We start from the raw sequence: 16204 nt of genomic DNA, 5'->3' as shown, positions 1-16204 counted from the left end.
GTGGTAGGCATGCCTGATAAGAAGCTGAGAGTGCTAGTCGTTACCCAGTATTTTTGGCCGGAGAACATGCGGATCAATGACTTGGTCCGCGACCTGAGGGAAAAAGGTCACGAGGTGACCGTACTGACCGGTTTGCCGAACTATCCGGAAGGCGATGTATTTGCCAGCTATCGGGCATCGCCTGGCGATTTTGCGTCCTACCACGGGGCCGATGTCGTCAGGGTCCCGATGTTGTCGCGTGGTAAACGCAGTCTTCGGTTGATCATGAACTACGCCTCGTTTTTCCTAAGTGCCTCCACGGTAGGCGCGTTCAAGTTGCGTGGTCGAAAGTTCGACGTCCTGTTCGTCTACGCCGTATCGCCGATCATGGCGGCAATACCTGCCATTGTGATCGGGCGTCTGAAGCAAGCCCCAGTATTTGTCTGGGTACTGGATCTGTGGCCTGAAACTCTCAGGGCGGTCGGCGTTCTCCGCAACCCGCGTTTGTTGTCACTGGTTGGACGAATGGTTTCATGGATCTATAACCGCACCGATTATTTACTTTTGCAGTCCCATGGATTTCTGGAGAACGTCAAACAATACTGCACACGTCATATTTCTGATGAGCGTCTGGTGTACTTTCCCAGTTGGGCCGAGGACGATTTCTCTGTGCCAGGGACTGTTACCAGTAGTTTGCTGGAGTCAGATCCGTCGGTATTTACTGTGGTTTTTGCCGGTAACCTGGGGGAGGCTCAGGATTTCCCGGCAGTGCTGGATGCCGCCGAGGCACTGCGCGGTGAAGCTTCGGTCCGCTGGGCCATCGTTGGTGATGGGCGCATGAGTACCTGGCTGGCTGAGCAAGTGCAGGCGCGTGGCTTGGACAACGTGAGATTGCTTGGCCGTCACCCTCTGGAGGCCATGCCTGCGCTGTTCGCCCAGGCCGATGCCTTGCTGGTCACGTTGAAGACCAACGATGTATTCCAGAAGACTATCCCAGGCAAGGTTCAGGCATACCTGGCTTCCGGACGGCCGCTGCTGGGGATGATCAACGGTGAGGCAGCCCGGGTCATTCACGAGTCTGGTGCCGGCTTTGCCTGTGATTCCGGTGATGCTCAGGGGCTTGCCCGGATTGTCAGTGACCTTGCCGGCACTCCGAGTGCGCAGCGCAGGCAGATGGGCGAGGCCGGGCGGGAGTATTACCTGGAGCATTATTCCAAGCCTAAGTTGATGGCGCGCCTGGAAACTCTTTTTTGTGAAGCTACCCTACGCAAGGCAGGGAAATGATGTCGCATACCGTGTTGTTGACCGGGGCTTCCGGTTTTGTGGGCAGCGCAATTCTTGAGTTGCTTCTCGCCGAGGGGCAGTCCGTGGTTGCGGCATTTCGTCAGCCCCCAATGCAACTGGACCCTCGCGTGGTGCCGGTCTGCATTGAGTCTCTGGACGGCGTTACCGACTGGCATGCTGCGCTTGCCGGTGTGGACGTCGTCATTCACTCTGCTGCTCGTGTTCACGTAATGAACGATACAGAGAGCGACCCATTGGCAGCTTTTCGCAAGGTCAATGTCGAGGGGACGTTGAGGCTAGCACGGCAAGCTGCGACAGCTGGAGTCAGGCGATTTGTCTTCGTAAGTTCTATCAAGGTTAATGGTGAGGGTACGCCCAAGGGCAGTCCCTATACCGCTGATGACTTGCCAGCTCCTGTAGATCCCTATGGTGTTTCAAAAATGGAGGCGGAGGAGGGGCTGCGGGCTTTGGCACGGGAAGTCGGGTTGGAGGTGGTGATTATCCGCCCGGTCTTGGTCTATGGGCCGGGGGTCAAAGCTAACTTCCTGGCCATGATGCGTTGGCTGGACAAAGGGGTACCTCTGCCTTTCGGCGCGATCGATAACCGTCGCAGCTTGGTGGCGTTGGGTAATCTGGCCGATCTAGTGGTCACCTGCGTGGATCACCCTGCGGCTGCGAACCAGACGTTTTTGGTCAGTGACGCAGAGGATCTTTCGACCTCCGCGCTGCTTCGCCGCATGGCCAAGGCACTGGGGCGACCTGCTCGACTGCTGCCTGTCCCCAGTCGTCTCCTGGAGGTGGGCGCGGTTGTGCTGGGCAAGCATTCCCTGTCGCAGCGCTTGTGTGGCTCACTTCAAGTCGATATTGAAAAAACGTGTTCGCTGCTGGGCTGGAAGCCGCCGCTTAGTGTTGATGAAGCACTCGCTCTGACTGCTCGTGACTATCAGGAAAAAATAAAAAAATGACTTTAGGATGGCTGATTCCACTGGTCGCGGTGCTGTCTTTGGCGTTGACTGCTGTTTTACGACGCTACGCACTGGCCAGAAGTATCATTGATATTCCAAATGCGCGCAGTTCACATGCCGTTCCGACGCCAAGAGGTGGCGGTGTTGCGATCGTGGTTGCCTTTCTTGTTGCGCTGGTGGTGTTGGCCGCGGGAGGCAGCGCGCAGATGAGCGTGCTGGGTGCTTTGGGCGGGTCTGGTGCACTGATCGCAGTCATTGGATTCATGGATGACCATGGCCATATCGCTGCCCGTTGGCGATTGCTCGGGCATTTCCTGGCGGCAGTTTGGGCGCTGGTCTGGTTGGGGGGCTTTCCAGCTGTCCATGTGTTTGGGGTGCAAGTCGACCTTGGCTGGTTCGGGGTGGGTATTGCTGTCTTCTACTTGGTTTGGATATTGAACCTCTACAACTTCATGGACGGTATCGACGGCATCGCCAGTGTCGAGGCTATTTGTGCCTGCCTGGGGGCGTGTCTGCTTTACTGGCTCGCAGGGTTCGAGCAGTTGGTGATGTTGCCGTTGCTGCTGGCCATGGCGGTTGTCGGTTTCCTATACTGGAACTTCCCGCCTGCACGCATTTTCATGGGCGATGCGGGGAGCGGGTTTCTCGGGATTGCCCTGGGCGTGCTGTCGTTGCAGGCGGCTTGGGCGTCCTCACAACTGTTTTGGTGCTGGCTGATTTTGCTTGGTGTATTCATCGTCGATGCCACTTATACACTTATACGTCGCCTGTCCCGAGGCGATAGGGTCTATGAGGCACATCGCAGTCACGCCTACCAGTTTGCCTCGCGGCTGTACGGTAAGCATCTTCCTGTCACACTGGCGGTGGGGGGGCTGAATCTGTTCTGGTTGTTGCCAATCGCCATGTGCGTCATTCTGCTGGACTTGGATGGTGCGCTGGGCGTGGTGATCGCTTATGTACCGCTGGTTGTGATAGCTGTCCGCTATCGAGCCGGTGCGCTGGAGTGAGACAGATTCACGTGGTGCCAGTGTGCAGCCCGTATCTAGTTACAGCTGTAGATAATTATGGGAGCAGCAAAGGTGTTCGAGGGGGTTATGGATAGGTTGCGGGCATTTCTAGTGGGCTTGCCACGTCGTCAAAAGCGCCTGTTGCAGGTGTCGACTGACGTCGTATTGGTCTGGGTTGCGTTGTGGCTGGCGTTTGTCGTGCGTCTAGGTATCGACGAAATGGCCAACCCCATCAAGGACCACTTCTGGCTGTTCACCAGTGCGCCAATCGTCGCTGTCCCTTTGTTTATCCGTTTTGGTATGTACCGCGCGGTCATGCGTTATTTCGGGAATGATGCCCTCATTGCCATCATCAAGGCTGTCAGCCTTTCCTCACTGATTCTGGGTGTTGTAGTCTATTGGTACAGCAATCACCAGAACGTGGTGCCGCGCTCGATCATTTTCAACTACTGGTGGTTGAGCCTGGTGATGGTAGGTGGTTTGCGGCTGGCTATGCGGCAATACTTTCTGGGTGACTGGTTCACTGCGGCGCAGCACGTACCCTTCACCAGTCGTGATGATGGCCTGCCCAAAGTGGCGATTTATGGCGCTGGTGCGGCGGGCAACCAGTTAGTAGCCGCATTGCGCCTTGGCAAGGTAATGCGCCCAGTGGCTTTCATAGATGACGACAGTAGCATTGCGGACCGCGTGATTTCAGGGTTGCAGGTTTACAAGCCACGTCATTTACAGCGGATGATCGATCACACTGGGGCGCAGGAAATTCTCCTGGCCATTCCCTCGGCAACACGGGGGCGGCGTCGGGAAATTCTCGGCTTTCTCGAGGGTTTTCCCTTGCATGTTCGTAGCATCCCAGGGTTCATGGATCTTGCCAGCGGTCGGGTAAAGCTTGACGACATTCAGGAGGTCGACATCGCCGACTTGCTGGGGCGCGATGCGGTCCCTGCACAGGCTGACCTGCTGGAACGTTGTATTGCTGGTCAGTCGGTCATGGTGACTGGAGCCGGCGGTTCGATCGGATCAGAGTTGTGCAGACAGATTATTGGCCTGAAACCTCGTGTGTTGTTGTTGTTCGAACACAGCGAATTCAACCTCTATAGTATTCTCTCCGAGCTGGAGCAACGCATCGCAAGAGAGTCGCTGGCGATCAAGCTGCTGCCATTTCTCGGTTCGGTGCGCAATCAGGCTCAGATGCTTGACATCATGAAAGCCTGGCGTGTCGACACGGTGTATCACGCCGCAGCCTACAAGCATGTACCAATGGTCGAGCACAACATCGCTGAAGGCGTGCTGAACAATGTCATTGGCACCTTGAATACTGCGCAGGCTGCTTTGCAGGCCGGAGTCTCGAACTTCGTGCTCATCTCCACCGACAAGGCTGTACGCCCGACCAATGTCATGGGGAGTACCAAGCGCTTGGCGGAAATGACGCTACAGGCGCTTAGCCGTGAGCTGGCTCCGGTGTTGTTTGGCGATACCGCTAATGTATCGCACGTCAACAAGACCCGTTTCACGATGGTTCGCTTCGGCAATGTACTGGGCTCTTCTGGGTCGGTTATTCCGCTGTTTCACAAGCAGATCAAAGCGGGTGGCCCATTGACGGTCACCCATCCGAAGATTACTCGCTATTTCATGACCATTCCGGAAGCTGCACAGCTGGTCATTCAGGCCGGCTCCATGGGGCAGGGTGGGGACGTCTTTGTGTTGGATATGGGGGAGCCGGTACGGATCGTCGAACTCGCGGAAAAGATGATCCATCTGTCCGGCTTCAGCACGCGCTCTGAGCGCAACCCTCATGGTGATATTGCCATTGAGTTTACGGGGCTGCGTCCTGGGGAAAAACTCTACGAGGAGTTGCTGATCGGTGACAACGTTGTGGCCACGCGCCATCCCATGATCATGAGTGCTCATGAGGACTATCTGTCCTGGGAAGTCTTGAAAGAGCGGCTCGACGAGTTGCAGAGTGCGGTCAAGGGCGATGACTATTCCCACGTTCGGCAGCTGTTGCGTGAAACGGTCAGTGGCTATACCCCGGATGGAGAGATTGTTGACTGGATCTATCAGCAGCGGCGACTGGACCCCTGACTTGAAAATTCCCGGCATTTGCCGGGAATTTTTTGCTTGGGTGTCAGTTGGAGGGTTGGCTGTAAGCGATCCATGAACCCCACCTTCCGCAAGATCGAGACACGGTTTATCGTGGCATTTCCGGTGAACAGTTCGATGCCATACAGCTTATTGATCAATGACAGCGCCATATCCGCGCGTCCGGCTTTGCCCTTGGGCTGCACTTTCTGAGCTTCAACAAACTTGCGACGTGCATGCGCCATGCACGCCAATCGTTCGACACCCGGCTGCAACGCCAAGGCGTTGTAACCCGCGTAATCGTCTGTCATCACATAGCCGCGATAACTTTCCAGCAATCGCAACGGCACCTCCTGCGCACGGCTGGAGGTGTAGTCGAACAGCACGACTTTCCGATCCGGTGGCCCACTGGCTTGCACCCACATCCAGGATTGGCTGGTCGGGTCTCGATCCGGTTCTTTAAGGACTTGGACGCGCGTTTCATCACAATGGATGACTGGGCTTTCCAGCAACCGGTCGCGCATCAGATTCAGCAGTGGTTGCAGGTGCTCGCCGCACTGAATCACCCAGCGCGCCAAGGTCTGACGCGGAATCTCGATACCGTGTCGGCTCAGCACCGTTTCAAAACGGTGCAGCGGTAAGCCATCGACATACTTGGTGGTCAACAGCATGGCCAGCACGCTCGGGCTGGCCATGCTCTTCTCGATCAACTGTGCGGGTTTGTCAGCGGTGACCGGAGCGGCTTCACAACCACGGCAACCGTAAACTTTACGGATGTGTTTGATCACCCGGATCTGCATCGGCACGATATCCAACTGCTCGCTGGTTTCTTCACCGATCACATGTTTGCGACAACCACAGGCACAGGCCTGCTCGTGTTCGGGCAGTTCGTGGATGATTTCAATGCGCGGCAGGTCAGCGGACAGCGGTTTGCGCTTGCCACGACGCAGAGTTGGCGCGACCACTTCTTCATCGTCATCGACCGGAGGTATCGACAGGCTTTCCGGTTCGTTGAACAACGCGAGCTGCGGCGTGTTGGTTTCAACGGTCTGCTCGGACTTGCGACTGAACAGGCGGTCGCGCAGTAGCTTGACCTGCTCTTTGAGATCGACGATCTGGCCCTTATCGACCGTGCGCTCCATCAATAACTGCGCAAGCATCTGCTTGAGCAGTACGGGGTCATCGGGAAGGTCTTCGGGCATGGGAATCATGCCCCGGATTATACCGAATCAGGCGACGAATCGCGGCGTCAAAACCTGATGCGGGCGATTGCGCCAGAGGTCAAAACCGTCGAGTAACCAGTTCAGTTCCTGGACGGTGAGGACAATCGCTTCGTCGGTGGCGTCAGGTGATGCTTTGAATCGCTCGGATTCCAGACGCTTGAGCCAAAGACAGAAGCCGTTACGCTCCCAGTACAAGATCTTCACACGGTTGCGGGATTTGTTGAGAAATACGAAGAGCACGGGGTCGAACACCGCCACCTTGATGTCCAACTCGACCAGCGCCGCCAAGCCATCAATGGATTTTCGGAAGTCGACGGGCTTGGGGTAGAGATAGACTTTTTCGACTTTGGCGTCGGGACGCATCATGGCGTGCTGGCTCCAGAAAGAAATCGGGAGCACAGCATCGGCGATCAGCTGAGCGCTTTGAATGTGGGGTTTATGGAGCGCTTACGGTTGGCTCAAGCGCCAGCGACGCCGGCGAACGAGTTCAAGCAAAAGTACGGCAACTGTCTTGTGGTGTCGCTCGGTACAGTAGGCAAGGGCAAATGCCAGAAGGTTGGCCAGCAATATGGACGATAGGAAGCCGATCGTGGTGCTACCGAGCGCTTGTTGGATCCAGTAAAGGACAGTGTAATGGGTCATGAACAGGGTGAAGCTGAAACCTGCCAGCGCTGCGTAGCGCTGCTTCTTTACCTGGCTTACGGCTTCTTCATCGCTATTTAGCCTGGCTGCCAGCAGAACCAACCCGAGCGTCATCAGCAGGCCGGCGACCAAGTGGTAGCTGTTTTTGGTATATAGGTAAATGGCGACGGCGCCGATGAACGCGGGCCAGCTCAAGCGTGCGATTTCCGTGCGCTGGGTCAGGCGGTCGAACCAGAAGGCCCCTAGAGCACCGGCAAACCATATCACCTCAAGGTGCCCGGCCTCACCCTGAGCATTGACCGTGAAGGTGTATTTGGCGCCCATCCAGATGCATATGAGGCAAAGGAACCAACGCTTGCGGAAGAACACCAGGCCGCCGAACAGTATATATATCCACCACTCGAACATCAGGCTCCAAATGGGCCGCAAAGTACCAAGTGGCATTGAAGGTATCAAACCCAGGTTGTATATGAAGTTCTTCGCACTGACGTAGGTCAGCAGTGCAGCCTCAGGGTAGGCGCAGGAGAACAGAAGGTCGGCCACCAGTACAAACAGCAAGGATGGGATCAGTGTCGTGTAGATGCGCGCAAAACGATCTACAAAATAGTGTGTGGCATCGCCTCCTTTGTATTTGAAGTTCGTCATGACACTACGGCAGATCAGAAAGCCGGAGACGAAGAAAAATCCGACCACGGCGATCTGCTGCAGATACGGAATACGCTCTGGGAAGAAACCGCCCCAGTAGTTGTAGAACATTCCGATGCCGTGCCCGATCAGGACAACTTGAGCGAGACCAAATCTCAAAAAATCGAAAAACGTTACACATTTCTCGCTCAGGGGTCTCATTGTTTGGTGGGCTCCAAGCAGCACGAGGTGGACTCCGTCAGGCATAGATTGATTAGATTGGGGGGAAGGGACAGGACCACGCCTTGCCATTCAACAGGTTAATTGCAGTCAGCCTCCCGTCGGCAAAGGAGCATCCGGTGTCAATGTAGATCACGTTACCCAGGTGCAGGACATCAGGGGTAGTCGAATGTCCGACATACAAGCGATCCACGCCCCTTACGGGTTGTTCGTCATGTGAACTGATCCGGCCTCTGGCATAAAGTGCTTGGGTCAGGGCCGCGCGCTGGATCTCGTGATCGGGGGAGCTCAGCGATGCGACGGCATCGAGCCAACTCAGGTCGTCTTTCCAGCAAGGAGATTCGGCATGGATAATCCCGACGTTTTCTCCCGAAGGCAGAGAAACCTGCATGGCAATGGGCAGCTCAAGCAGCCGTTCGGCAATTTGCTGCTGTTCCAGCGACGCAAGCTCATAGAACCACGCTCCGCCGTTGCGTGCGTGACGTGGAGGGTCCCCCACGCCAGCTACGTAATCGAGCACCATCTGCTCGTGATTGCCCCTGACCGAGTGGAACCACGGTTTGTCCAGCCATGTCAGGACGTCATGTGACCGAGGTCCACGATCTATTACATCGCCAGTAACAAATAGGCGGTCTGCCGCGGGCTGGAAGTGAATCTGCGTCAGCAGCTCCTCCAGCAACTCGAAATGCCCGTGGACGTCACCAACGACGAAATCCCGCCCTTTGGTATTGGCCGCAAAGGAGCGAAAGAACGTACTGTGAGTCGGTGTATACAAGGCGGTACTCTGAGGGGCGCCTGGTCCAATGGCGTTGGCGTGGGGCACAATTTTACCAGTATCCAAGTGTTGCAGGAAGGTGTCCTGTGCGGTGCGACAACTCGTTGAATTATTTGGAAAGCAATTCCAGCCTGTCCCAGTTTGCTAGTCGAAATTCTGGCGTCTAGCGTTGAGAAGCAGCTAAGGAAAAGCTGCTTCTCGAACCCAAGAAACCATGGAGAAACTCCTATGCGCCACAATATTTTCACCGCCTTGCTGACGGCTATCGCTGCTTCTTTCACCCTGGGTGCCGGTGCTGTACAAAACACGCCGATGGTGGCCGAACTGCCGTCGGCAGCGGTCACCGCGGAGCAGGGTGTTGGCAAACTCAATATCAATACCGCCGATGCCTCGACCTTGCAGCGTGAGTTGTCAGGGGTCGGCCAATCCAAATCCGAAGCCATTGTCGCCTATCGCGACAATAATGGGGATTTCGCTACGGTAGAGGAGTTGCTTGAGGTCGAAGGCATCGGAAAGGCTATCTTGGAGCGTAATCGTGACAAGTTAACGGTCAATTGAGACTGGTTGGGGCAGGTGTGCAAGTCTGCCCCACGAATGAGCGGCCTTAACGGTCCTTCGCTTCCTTGGCATCCATTTCAGCATTTCGCTCATGAATCTTTTTGAGTTGCTCCTCCGTCAACGGCAACTTCTTCGCCGTGTCCCGCAGCAGCATCAACCCGCCGACAATCGACCCAAGCGCAACAAGCAGTATCAACCAGGCATACCAAGGCATCGAGATTCTCCAGAAAGCGTACAGGGCACCGCTTACATGGCATTCGAGCCATTGCCGCAGCCGTTGGTTCCATTATAGGAGCCCCCCCCGCCCAGGCCAATTCTCATGACCCACGGCCCCCAAACCCCGCCCCACTTCGTTTACAATGCGCGCCGTTTACGACTTGCCAAGAGACCCTGCCCATGTCCGCCTGCCAGACGCCCCTGATCGTCGCCCTGGATTTTCCCACCCGTGACGCCGCCCTGAAGCTGGCCGACCAGCTCGACCCCGCCCTGTGCCGGGTCAAGGTGGGCAAGGAACTGTTCACCAGCAGCGCTGCGGGAATCGTCGAGACCCTGTGCAGCAAGGGCTTCGAAGTGTTCCTCGACCTTAAGTTCCACGATATCCCCAACACCACTGCGATGGCGGTCAAGGCCGCGGCAGAGATGGGCGTGTGGATGGTCAACGTGCACTGCTCCGGTGGCCTGCGCATGATGTCTGCTTGCCGTGAAGAGCTGGCCAAGCGCAGCGGCCCGCAGCCACTGCTGATCGGCGTGACCGTGCTGACCAGCATGGAGCGCGAGGACTTGGCTGGTATCGGCCTGGATGTCGACCCGCAGGAGCAGGTGCTGCGCCTGGCGGCGTTGGCGCAGAAGGCCGGCATGGATGGCCTGGTGTGTTCGGCGCTGGAAGCGCCAGCGCTGAAGGCGGCGCACCCGTCGCTGCAACTGGTGACCCCGGGTATCCGCCCGGCGGGAAGCGCCCAGGATGACCAGCGCCGGATCCTGACCCCGCGCCAGGCACTGGACGCCGGTTCCGATTACCTGGTGATCGGGCGTCCGATCAGCCAGGCGGCGGATCCGGCTAAGGCGTTGGCTGCTGTGGTGGCTGAAATCCGCGGTTAAATCAGGGATCGTGGGAGCGGGCTTGCCCGCGATGGCGTCAGCTCAGGTAATCGCCATCGCGGGGCAAGCCCGCTCCCACAAACCTGTCTGCGCGTGAGCGCAGCCCGCAATGATCAGACTTTCAGCACCAACTTGCCGAAATTCTCCCCGCTGAACAGCTTGAGCAGCGTCTCGGGGAAGGTTTCCAAGCCTTCCACCACATCCTCCTTGCTCTTGACCTTGCCGCTGGCCAGCCAGCCGGCCATTTCCTGCGCGGCCTTGCCGTACTCCTTGACGTAGTCCATCACCACAAAGCCTTCCATGCGCGCGCGGTTGACCAGCAGCGCCAGGTAGTTGGCCGGGCCCTTGACCGCTTCCTTGTTGTTGTACTGGCTGATGGCGCCGCAGATCACCACCCGGGCCTTGAAGTTCAGGCGCGACAGAACGGCATCGAGGATATCGCCGCCGACATTGTCGAAGTACACATCCACGCCTTTGGGGCATTCGCGCTTGAGCCCGGCGAGCACGTCTTCGGCCTTGTAGTCGATGACCCCGTCGAAGCCCAGTTCATCCAGCAGGTACTGGCATTTTTGCGCGCCGCCGGCGATGCCGACCACGCGGCAACCCTTGAGCTTGGCGATCTGCCCGGCAATGCTGCCGACCGCGCCGGCGGCGCCGGAAATCACCACGGTGTCGCCGGCCTTGGGCTGGCCGACATCGAGCAGGGCGAAGTAGGCGGTCATGCCGGTCATGCCTAGGGCGGACAGGTAGCGCGGCAGGGGGGCCAGACGCGGGTCGATCTTGTGCAGGCCCTGAGGTTCACCGGTGAAGTAGTCCTGCACGCCGAGGGCGCCGCTGACATGGTCGCCGGGCTTGTAGTCCGGGTGCTTGGAACTGACCACTTCGCCCACGCCGAGTGCGCGCATCACCTGGCCAAGGCCCACCGGGGGGATGTACGACTTGCCTTCGTTCATCCAGCCGCGCATGGCAGGGTCCAGGGACAGGTAGAGGTTTTTCACCAGCACCTGGCCTTCGCCCGGCTCGGCGGCAGGGGCCTGCTCATAGGTGAAGTCGTCACGGCGCACGGCGCCGACCGGGCGCTTGGTCAGCAGGAAACGGCGGTTGGTGTGGGGCATGGCGAGTTCTCCTGAACGAACGAGTGTGAGGGGGGATGATCGGCGGGTTGAATGGGCCGCGTCACGCAAGATCACTGCGAACGATAGTAGTCCAACCGTACCCTTGATGATGCTGCCCAGCTCAGCGGCGCTCTGACTAGACTCAGCCACGACTTCCCATCTTTTGCAGGAGCCAGTGATGAGCATGACTTTCTCCGGCCAGGTTGCCCTGGTCACCGGTGGCGCGGCGGGCATCGGCCGGGCGACGGCCCAGGCATTCGCCGCCGAGGGGCTCAAGGTGGTGGTGGCCGACCGTGATGCGAACGGTGGCGAAGGCACCGTGGCGCTTATTCGCCAGAATGGTGGCGAAGCATTGTTCATCGCCTGCGATGTTACCCGGGACGAAGATGTGCGGCAGTTGCACGAGCGGGTGGTCGAGGTATACGGGCGTCTGGACTACGCCTTCAACAATGCCGGCATCGAAATCGAGAAGGGGCGATTGGCAGAGGGCAGCGAGGCGGAGTTTGACGCGATCATAGGCGTCAACGTCAAGGGCGTCTGGCTGTGCATGAAGTATCAGCTGCCCCTGCTGCTGGCCCAAGGCGGCGGCGCTATCGTCAACACGGCCTCGGTGGCCGGCCTGTCGGCGGCGCCGAAAATGAGCATCTATGCCGCCTCCAAGCACGCGGTTATAGGACTGACCAAATCGGCGGCCATCGAGTACGCGAAGAAGGGTATCCGGGTCAATGCGGTGTGCCCGGCGGTGATCGACACCGACATGTTCCGCCGCGCCTACGAGGCTGATCCGCGCAAGGCCGAGTTCGCTGCGGCGATGCACCCGGTCGGGCGTATCGGCAAGGTCGAGGAGATCGCCAGCGCGGTGCTGTACCTGTGCAGCGATGGCGCGGCGTTCACGACGGGGCACAGCCTGACGGTCGACGGTGGCGCGCTGGCGATCTGACCGAGACCAGCCACAGGGCCAGCGCCACCGCCGCGCAGCCCAGCAGCAACACGCCACCAAACACGATCAAGGCCAACCGTGACCCCAGCCGGTCACTGAGCAGCCCGGTAAAGATCACCGGCAGGCTGAACCCCAGGTAGGCCAGCAGGAAGAACCCGGCACTGGCCCGGGTTTTTTCCTGGCCGGCCAACTGATTCACTGCCGCCAGCCCGCCCAGGTAGAGGAAGCCATAGCAGGCGCTGCTGGCGGCCACGGCGCCCATCAAAACGCCCAGCAGGTTGCCACTGTCAGCGCCCCAGGCCAGCAGCGCGTAACTGCACGGCAGGATCAGCAGTCCGACCAAGGTCGCCCGGGCACTGGCCATGCGTCGGGCCAGGGGCTGGAACAGCAGGCCGCAACTGATCACGCAGAAGGTCGAGAATCCCGACCAGGCGCTCAGGCCGTGCTGGCGCAGGATCCCCGGCAGCAACGCGATGACCAGCCCGACACAGGCCCAGGCCAGCAGGATCGCCAGGCCATAGGCCAGGCTGCCGCTGGGATAGCACGGCAGGCGCAGCATGGCGCTGCGTTGCGTCGGGCGTGGGTCTGGCAGGCGCCAGACCAGCGCGAGGGCAAAGGTGGCGAGCGCCAGTTGCAGATGGAAGCTGCCAGGGGTGAGTGTCTGCCCGCGCAGCAGGAACAGGCTGGTCAACGCCGCGCCGAGGCCAAAACCCAAGGAAGTGCTGGCGGTGACCCAGATCGCGGCGCGGTCACTTTCGCCGGGCCGCATCAGCTCGCTCATGTACGCGGTGGCCGTGGCCGACGCCAAGCCGGTGCCCAGGCCCAGGAACAAGCGCGCCACGCCCAGGGAGGCCAGGCTGGGGGACAGCAGCATGATCAAGGTGGCGATCATCGACAGGGCGAGTGCGACCAGGATCAACGGGCGTCGGCCGACCCGATCGGCCAGGCCGCCGAGGGCCAGCAGCACTGGCAATACGCCGAGCACGTACCCGGAGAAAGCCACGGCGGTCGCTGCGGCGCCTTGCCCGGAGAGGTCGGCGTAGGTGATGTACAGCGGGGCCTGGAGATTGACGGCAAGGGTGATCAGGCACAGGGCGAAGGCCAGCAGGGCCGGGGCGTGGCGAGTGGGCATAGGGATATCCGCAAGATCGATTGCGCCCAGCATCCAATCTAGGGCGGCTGTTCGCCAAGGCACACTCTGCCGTTTTTTGTGCTTAACTGTTTGTCTGAAATCTCCGAACACTTGCCATGCACTTCAATCTTGACCGCGAACTCCCCACCCCGTTGGTCCAGCAACTGACCGAGCACCTGCAGGCCTGGATCGAACAGCAGCGCCTGCGTCCCGGAGCTCGCATGCCGTCGATCCGCGCGCTGGCCAAGGCCCAGGCGGTCAGCGCGTCGTGCGTGATCGAGGCCTACGACCGCCTGGCGGCAAATGGCTGGCTGGAGGCGCGGCATGGCGCAGGCTTTTTCGTCGCCGAGCGCAAGCCGGGCCTGCGGCCCGACCCCGGCGAGCCGTGGGGCGAGGCGATCGACGGCAGTTGGCGGCAGTTCCGCGAAGGGCATGAGCAACTGCTCAAGCTCGGCTGCGGCTGGTTGCCCGTGGCCTGGCGAGCCGAGGCTGAACTGGCCCAGGCCATCCGCCAGGTCAGCCGTGGCGCGCCCGAGGCGCTGTTCGACTACTGCCCGCCCCAGGGCCTGGCCAGCCTGCGTCTGCAACTGCACAAGGGGCTGGCGCGGCTGGATATCGCCGCCGAGCCGGAGCGAATCGTCACCACCCAGGGTGCCAGCCATGCCCTCGACCTGCTGGTGCGAACCTTGCTGAAGCCGGGCGATACAGTACTGGTGGAGCACCCCGGCTATTACAACCTGTACAACTTGTTGCGCCTGCACGGTGTGCACATGCTTGAGGTGCCGCGCACTGCCAGTGGTCCAGACCTGGCCGTGCTCGAGCAGTTGCTCGCCGAACACCGACCGCGCTGTCTGTTCATCAACAGCCTGTACCAGAACCCGACCGGCACCAGCCTGACGCCCAAGGTCGCCTATCGCCTGCTGGAGCTGGCCCGCGGGCATGACTTGCGGATTGTCGAGGATGATCTCTATGCCGACTTCCAGGACGGACCGGCGACGCGGCTGGCTACCCTCGACAGTGAGCAACGGGTGATCTACCTGGGCAGCTTCTCCAAGACCCTCAGCAGTTCGCTGCGGGTCGGCTATGTGGTGGCCGATCCGCCCTTGGTGGCGCGTCTGGCCGAGCTGAAGATGGTCGCGGGCATCGGCACCTCGCGCTTCGCCGAGCAGGTGGTCGGGCAGATGCTCGCCAATGGCGGCTATCGCAAGAGCGTGCAGCGTCTGCGGTTGCGCCTGGGCCAGCACCGGGCCAGGACGTTGCGGCAGCTGGAGGCCTGCGGCTGGGAGGTGTTCTGCGAGCCGGTCGGCGGCATGTTCGTCTGGGCCCGGGTGCCCGGGCGCGACTTTGCCGAGCTGGAGCGGCTGGCGCTGGAGCATGCCGTGTTGCTCACCCCGGGCAGCGCCTTCGATCCGCACGGCCGGGCCAGTGACTGGCTGCGCATCAATGTCGCCTATGGGCAGGATTCCCGGGCCGAGGCGTTCTTTCGGCATGCGGGGCGACCTCCGGCGGTCTGAAAGCGACAGGCTCATAGCTAAATGACACCATTGGCGCGTCTGGCTCTTGTGACGGAGTCGGCGCCATTGTCACTCTTGCTGTCGGTAAAGTCCGATAAGGCGAGGGGGTTGGTGATGGCGGCGACCAAGCACGGTGTATTGGCCAATCTGGGCATGGCGCGCAAGCTCGGCCTGGGCTTTGCCCTGGTGTTGCTGCTCACCCTGGTGGTGGCTGCTATCGGTGTGTACGCCCTGGCCAATGTCGGCCAGCGCTTCGATGGGTTGCGGCAGATGGCTCAGTTCAATACCGACCTGTTGAAGCTGCGCCAGCACGAACAGGCCTTCGCCCTGCGCTCGGACATCAAGGAGGCCGATGCCCTGCGCACGGGGCTGCAGGGGCTGGTGGAGCGGGCCCGGGCCGTGCCGGCACTGGCTTCGACCGAGGCCGATCTGAATGACTATGCGCAAGCTTTCGACCAGTTTGTCCAGGCGGTGCAGGCCAAGGAGCTGGCCCTGGACATGGCCAGCTGGTCGGTATCGAGCGTGGCCAACAACCTCGATGTGCTGCAGGCCGGCCTGGCCGACGATGGCACCTATACCCTCAAGCAGTCCCAGGGGCAGCAGGGTGGTGAGTTCCTGGAACAGGCCGGGCAGGTGGCGCAGGTGTCGCGGCTGATGCTGCAGGCCATGGACGAGGCCCGGGTGCGCCTGGACCAGAGCCGCAAGGGCGGTGAAGCCAGCGCCGAGGGCCGCATCGCCCAGACCGTCGAAGCGGCGACCCTGGTCGACCAGCTCAAGGTTTCGGTCGCCGACGCCGGCTACCAGAGCGTGCTGGGCGAAGTGGCCGGGCATATCGGCAGTTTCTCCGAAAAGCTCAACGAGTACACCGACCTGCTGGGCCAGGAGCGGGGTATCAAGGATCAGTTGCAGGCGCGTGCCGAGCAGGTCACCGCGCGTGTCGACCAGGTGTATGCCGATCAGGAGCAGGCCATGCAGGCCGAACTGGCACGCAACGCCGTCGCCATTACTGCGGCCACGGCGCTGGCGCTG

General features: G+C 60.0%; 14 protein-coding genes and 2 pseudogenes. 9 read left to right on the top strand and 7 right to left on the bottom strand.

The features are described from left to right. Positions 1-9 precede the first annotated feature (9 nt). From ACQ4OD_RS22430 to ACQ4OD_RS22415, 4 genes are all read left to right on the top strand, one after another. Positions 10-1263, top strand: a complete 1254-nt coding sequence (locus ACQ4OD_RS22430) for a glycosyltransferase family 4 protein (protein WP_430944955.1) — start codon at positions 10-12, stop codon at positions 1261-1263. Continuing rightward, positions 1263-2228 carry a UDP-glucose 4-epimerase family protein gene (locus tag ACQ4OD_RS22425; RefSeq protein ID WP_139673215.1) on the top strand — a complete coding sequence of 322 codons (966 nt, stop codon included), beginning with the start codon at positions 1263-1265 and terminating at the stop codon, positions 2226-2228. The genes ACQ4OD_RS22430 and ACQ4OD_RS22425 overlap by 1 nt, the downstream gene beginning before the upstream one ends. Next, the gene (locus ACQ4OD_RS22420; RefSeq protein ID WP_430944954.1) at positions 2225-3235 is read left to right on the top strand and encodes an MraY family glycosyltransferase; all 1011 of its coding nucleotides are present in this window, start codon (positions 2225-2227) and stop codon (positions 3233-3235) included. Before ACQ4OD_RS22425 ends, ACQ4OD_RS22420 begins: the two co-directional genes overlap by 4 nt. Before the next feature lie 87 nt (positions 3236-3322). Then, positions 3323-5317, top strand: coding sequence for a polysaccharide biosynthesis protein (locus ACQ4OD_RS22415; RefSeq protein WP_139673211.1), 1995 nt, complete (start codon positions 3323-3325; stop codon positions 5315-5317). A gap of 134 nt (positions 5318-5451) precedes the next feature. Here the strand turns inward: ACQ4OD_RS22415 and tnpC are convergent. From tnpC to ACQ4OD_RS22395, 4 genes and pseudogenes are all read right to left on the bottom strand, one after another. Next, positions 5452-6525 (bottom strand): annotated as a pseudogene (tnpC, locus tag ACQ4OD_RS22410) (IS66 family transposase); the annotation flags it as partial. A gap of 18 nt (positions 6526-6543) precedes the next feature. Continuing rightward, complete coding sequence (gene tnpB / locus ACQ4OD_RS22405; RefSeq protein WP_232968007.1) at positions 6544-6903, bottom strand: IS66 family insertion sequence element accessory protein TnpB; 360 nt, start codon at positions 6901-6903, stop codon at positions 6544-6546. Positions 6904-6984: 81 nt separating this feature from the next. Continuing rightward, a complete protein-coding gene (locus ACQ4OD_RS22400) occupies positions 6985-8025 on the bottom strand; it encodes an acyltransferase family protein (protein WP_198754625.1) in 1041 nt (346 codons plus the stop codon). 52 nt (positions 8026-8077) lie between these two features. Beyond that, positions 8078-8818: a metallophosphoesterase gene (locus ACQ4OD_RS22395; protein ID WP_139672791.1), complete on the bottom strand. Its 741-nt coding sequence runs from the start codon at positions 8816-8818 to the stop codon at positions 8078-8080. A 228-nt stretch (positions 8819-9046) separates the two neighbouring features. On the opposite strand from ACQ4OD_RS22395, the gene ACQ4OD_RS22390 reads away from it, so the two are divergent. Then, entirely contained in the window at positions 9047-9376 is a 330-nt protein-coding gene (locus ACQ4OD_RS22390) for a ComEA family DNA-binding protein (protein ID WP_139672788.1), read from the top strand. Between the two features lie 46 nt (positions 9377-9422). Here the strand turns inward: ACQ4OD_RS22390 and ACQ4OD_RS22385 are convergent, their stop codons facing one another. Beyond that, positions 9423-9590 (bottom strand): DUF2897 family protein, encoded by a 168-nt coding sequence (locus tag ACQ4OD_RS22385; protein ID WP_139672785.1) that lies wholly within the window; start codon positions 9588-9590, stop codon positions 9423-9425. A 182-nt stretch (positions 9591-9772) separates the two neighbouring features. On the opposite strand from ACQ4OD_RS22385, the gene pyrF reads away from it, so the two are divergent. Continuing rightward, complete coding sequence (gene pyrF, locus ACQ4OD_RS22380; protein ID WP_102684183.1) at positions 9773-10474, top strand: orotidine-5'-phosphate decarboxylase; 702 nt, start codon at positions 9773-9775, stop codon at positions 10472-10474. Between the two features lie 113 nt (positions 10475-10587). On the opposite strand, the gene ACQ4OD_RS22375 is transcribed toward pyrF, so the two are convergent. Further along, positions 10588-11589: an NADP-dependent oxidoreductase gene (locus ACQ4OD_RS22375; protein WP_139672784.1), complete on the bottom strand. Its 1002-nt coding sequence runs from the start codon at positions 11587-11589 to the stop codon at positions 10588-10590. Positions 11590-11767: 178 nt separating this feature from the next. Here ACQ4OD_RS22375 and ACQ4OD_RS22370 point away from each other — a divergent pair, with 178 nt between their 5' ends. Further along, on the top strand, positions 11768-12529 hold the full coding sequence (locus tag ACQ4OD_RS22370; protein ID WP_430944953.1) for an SDR family oxidoreductase: 762 nt from the start codon (positions 11768-11770) through the stop codon (positions 12527-12529). Here the strand turns inward: ACQ4OD_RS22370 and ACQ4OD_RS22365 are convergent. Beyond that, positions 12480-13661: an MFS transporter gene (locus ACQ4OD_RS22365; protein WP_139672778.1), complete on the bottom strand. Its 1182-nt coding sequence runs from the start codon at positions 13659-13661 to the stop codon at positions 12480-12482. The two genes, ACQ4OD_RS22370 and ACQ4OD_RS22365, sit on opposite strands and share 50 nt — an antisense overlap. A 116-nt stretch (positions 13662-13777) precedes the next feature. Here ACQ4OD_RS22365 and ACQ4OD_RS22360 point away from each other — a divergent pair, with 116 nt between their 5' ends. Together ACQ4OD_RS22360 and ACQ4OD_RS22355 are read left to right on the top strand one after the other, a co-directional pair. Next, entirely contained in the window at positions 13778-15175 is a 1398-nt protein-coding gene (locus tag ACQ4OD_RS22360; RefSeq protein WP_258598788.1) for a PLP-dependent aminotransferase family protein, read from the top strand. Between the two features lie 114 nt (positions 15176-15289). Further along, a pseudogene (locus ACQ4OD_RS22355) lies at positions 15290-16204 on the top strand (methyl-accepting chemotaxis protein); the annotation flags it as partial.

The organism is Pseudomonas sp. WC1 (assembly GCF_050586565.1).
Lineage (GTDB): Bacteria > Pseudomonadota > Gammaproteobacteria > Pseudomonadales > Pseudomonadaceae > Aquipseudomonas.
This window is presented reverse-complemented; position numbering and strand designations above follow the sequence as displayed.

Bases quoted from the DNA above. Each gene is read 5' to 3' on its own strand.
- ACQ4OD_RS22430 (WP_430944955.1), top strand. From the start codon at position 10: ATGCCTGATAAGAAGCTGAGAGTGCTAGTCGTTACCCAGTATTTTTGG.
- ACQ4OD_RS22425 (WP_139673215.1), top strand. From the start codon at position 1,263: ATGTCGCATACCGTGTTGTTGACCGGGGCTTCCGGTTTTGTGGGCAGC.
- ACQ4OD_RS22420 (WP_430944954.1), top strand. From the start codon at position 2,225: ATGACTTTAGGATGGCTGATTCCACTGGTCGCGGTGCTGTCTTTGGCG.
- ACQ4OD_RS22415 (WP_139673211.1), top strand. From the start codon at position 3,323: ATGGATAGGTTGCGGGCATTTCTAGTGGGCTTGCCACGTCGTCAAAAG.
- tnpB (WP_232968007.1), bottom strand. From the start codon at position 6,903: ATGATGCGTCCCGACGCCAAAGTCGAAAAAGTCTATCTCTACCCCAAG.
- ACQ4OD_RS22400 (WP_198754625.1), bottom strand. From the start codon at position 8,025: ATGAGACCCCTGAGCGAGAAATGTGTAACGTTTTTCGATTTTTTGAGA.
- ACQ4OD_RS22390 (WP_139672788.1), top strand. From the start codon at position 9,047: ATGCGCCACAATATTTTCACCGCCTTGCTGACGGCTATCGCTGCTTCT.
- ACQ4OD_RS22385 (WP_139672785.1), bottom strand. From the start codon at position 9,590: ATGCCTTGGTATGCCTGGTTGATACTGCTTGTTGCGCTTGGGTCGATT.
- pyrF (WP_102684183.1), top strand. From the start codon at position 9,773: ATGTCCGCCTGCCAGACGCCCCTGATCGTCGCCCTGGATTTTCCCACC.
- ACQ4OD_RS22375 (WP_139672784.1), bottom strand. From the start codon at position 11,589: ATGCCCCACACCAACCGCCGTTTCCTGCTGACCAAGCGCCCGGTCGGC.
- ACQ4OD_RS22370 (WP_430944953.1), top strand. From the start codon at position 11,768: ATGAGCATGACTTTCTCCGGCCAGGTTGCCCTGGTCACCGGTGGCGCG.
- ACQ4OD_RS22365 (WP_139672778.1), bottom strand. From the start codon at position 13,661: ATGCCCACTCGCCACGCCCCGGCCCTGCTGGCCTTCGCCCTGTGCCTG.
- ACQ4OD_RS22360 (WP_258598788.1), top strand. From the start codon at position 13,778: ATGCACTTCAATCTTGACCGCGAACTCCCCACCCCGTTGGTCCAGCAA.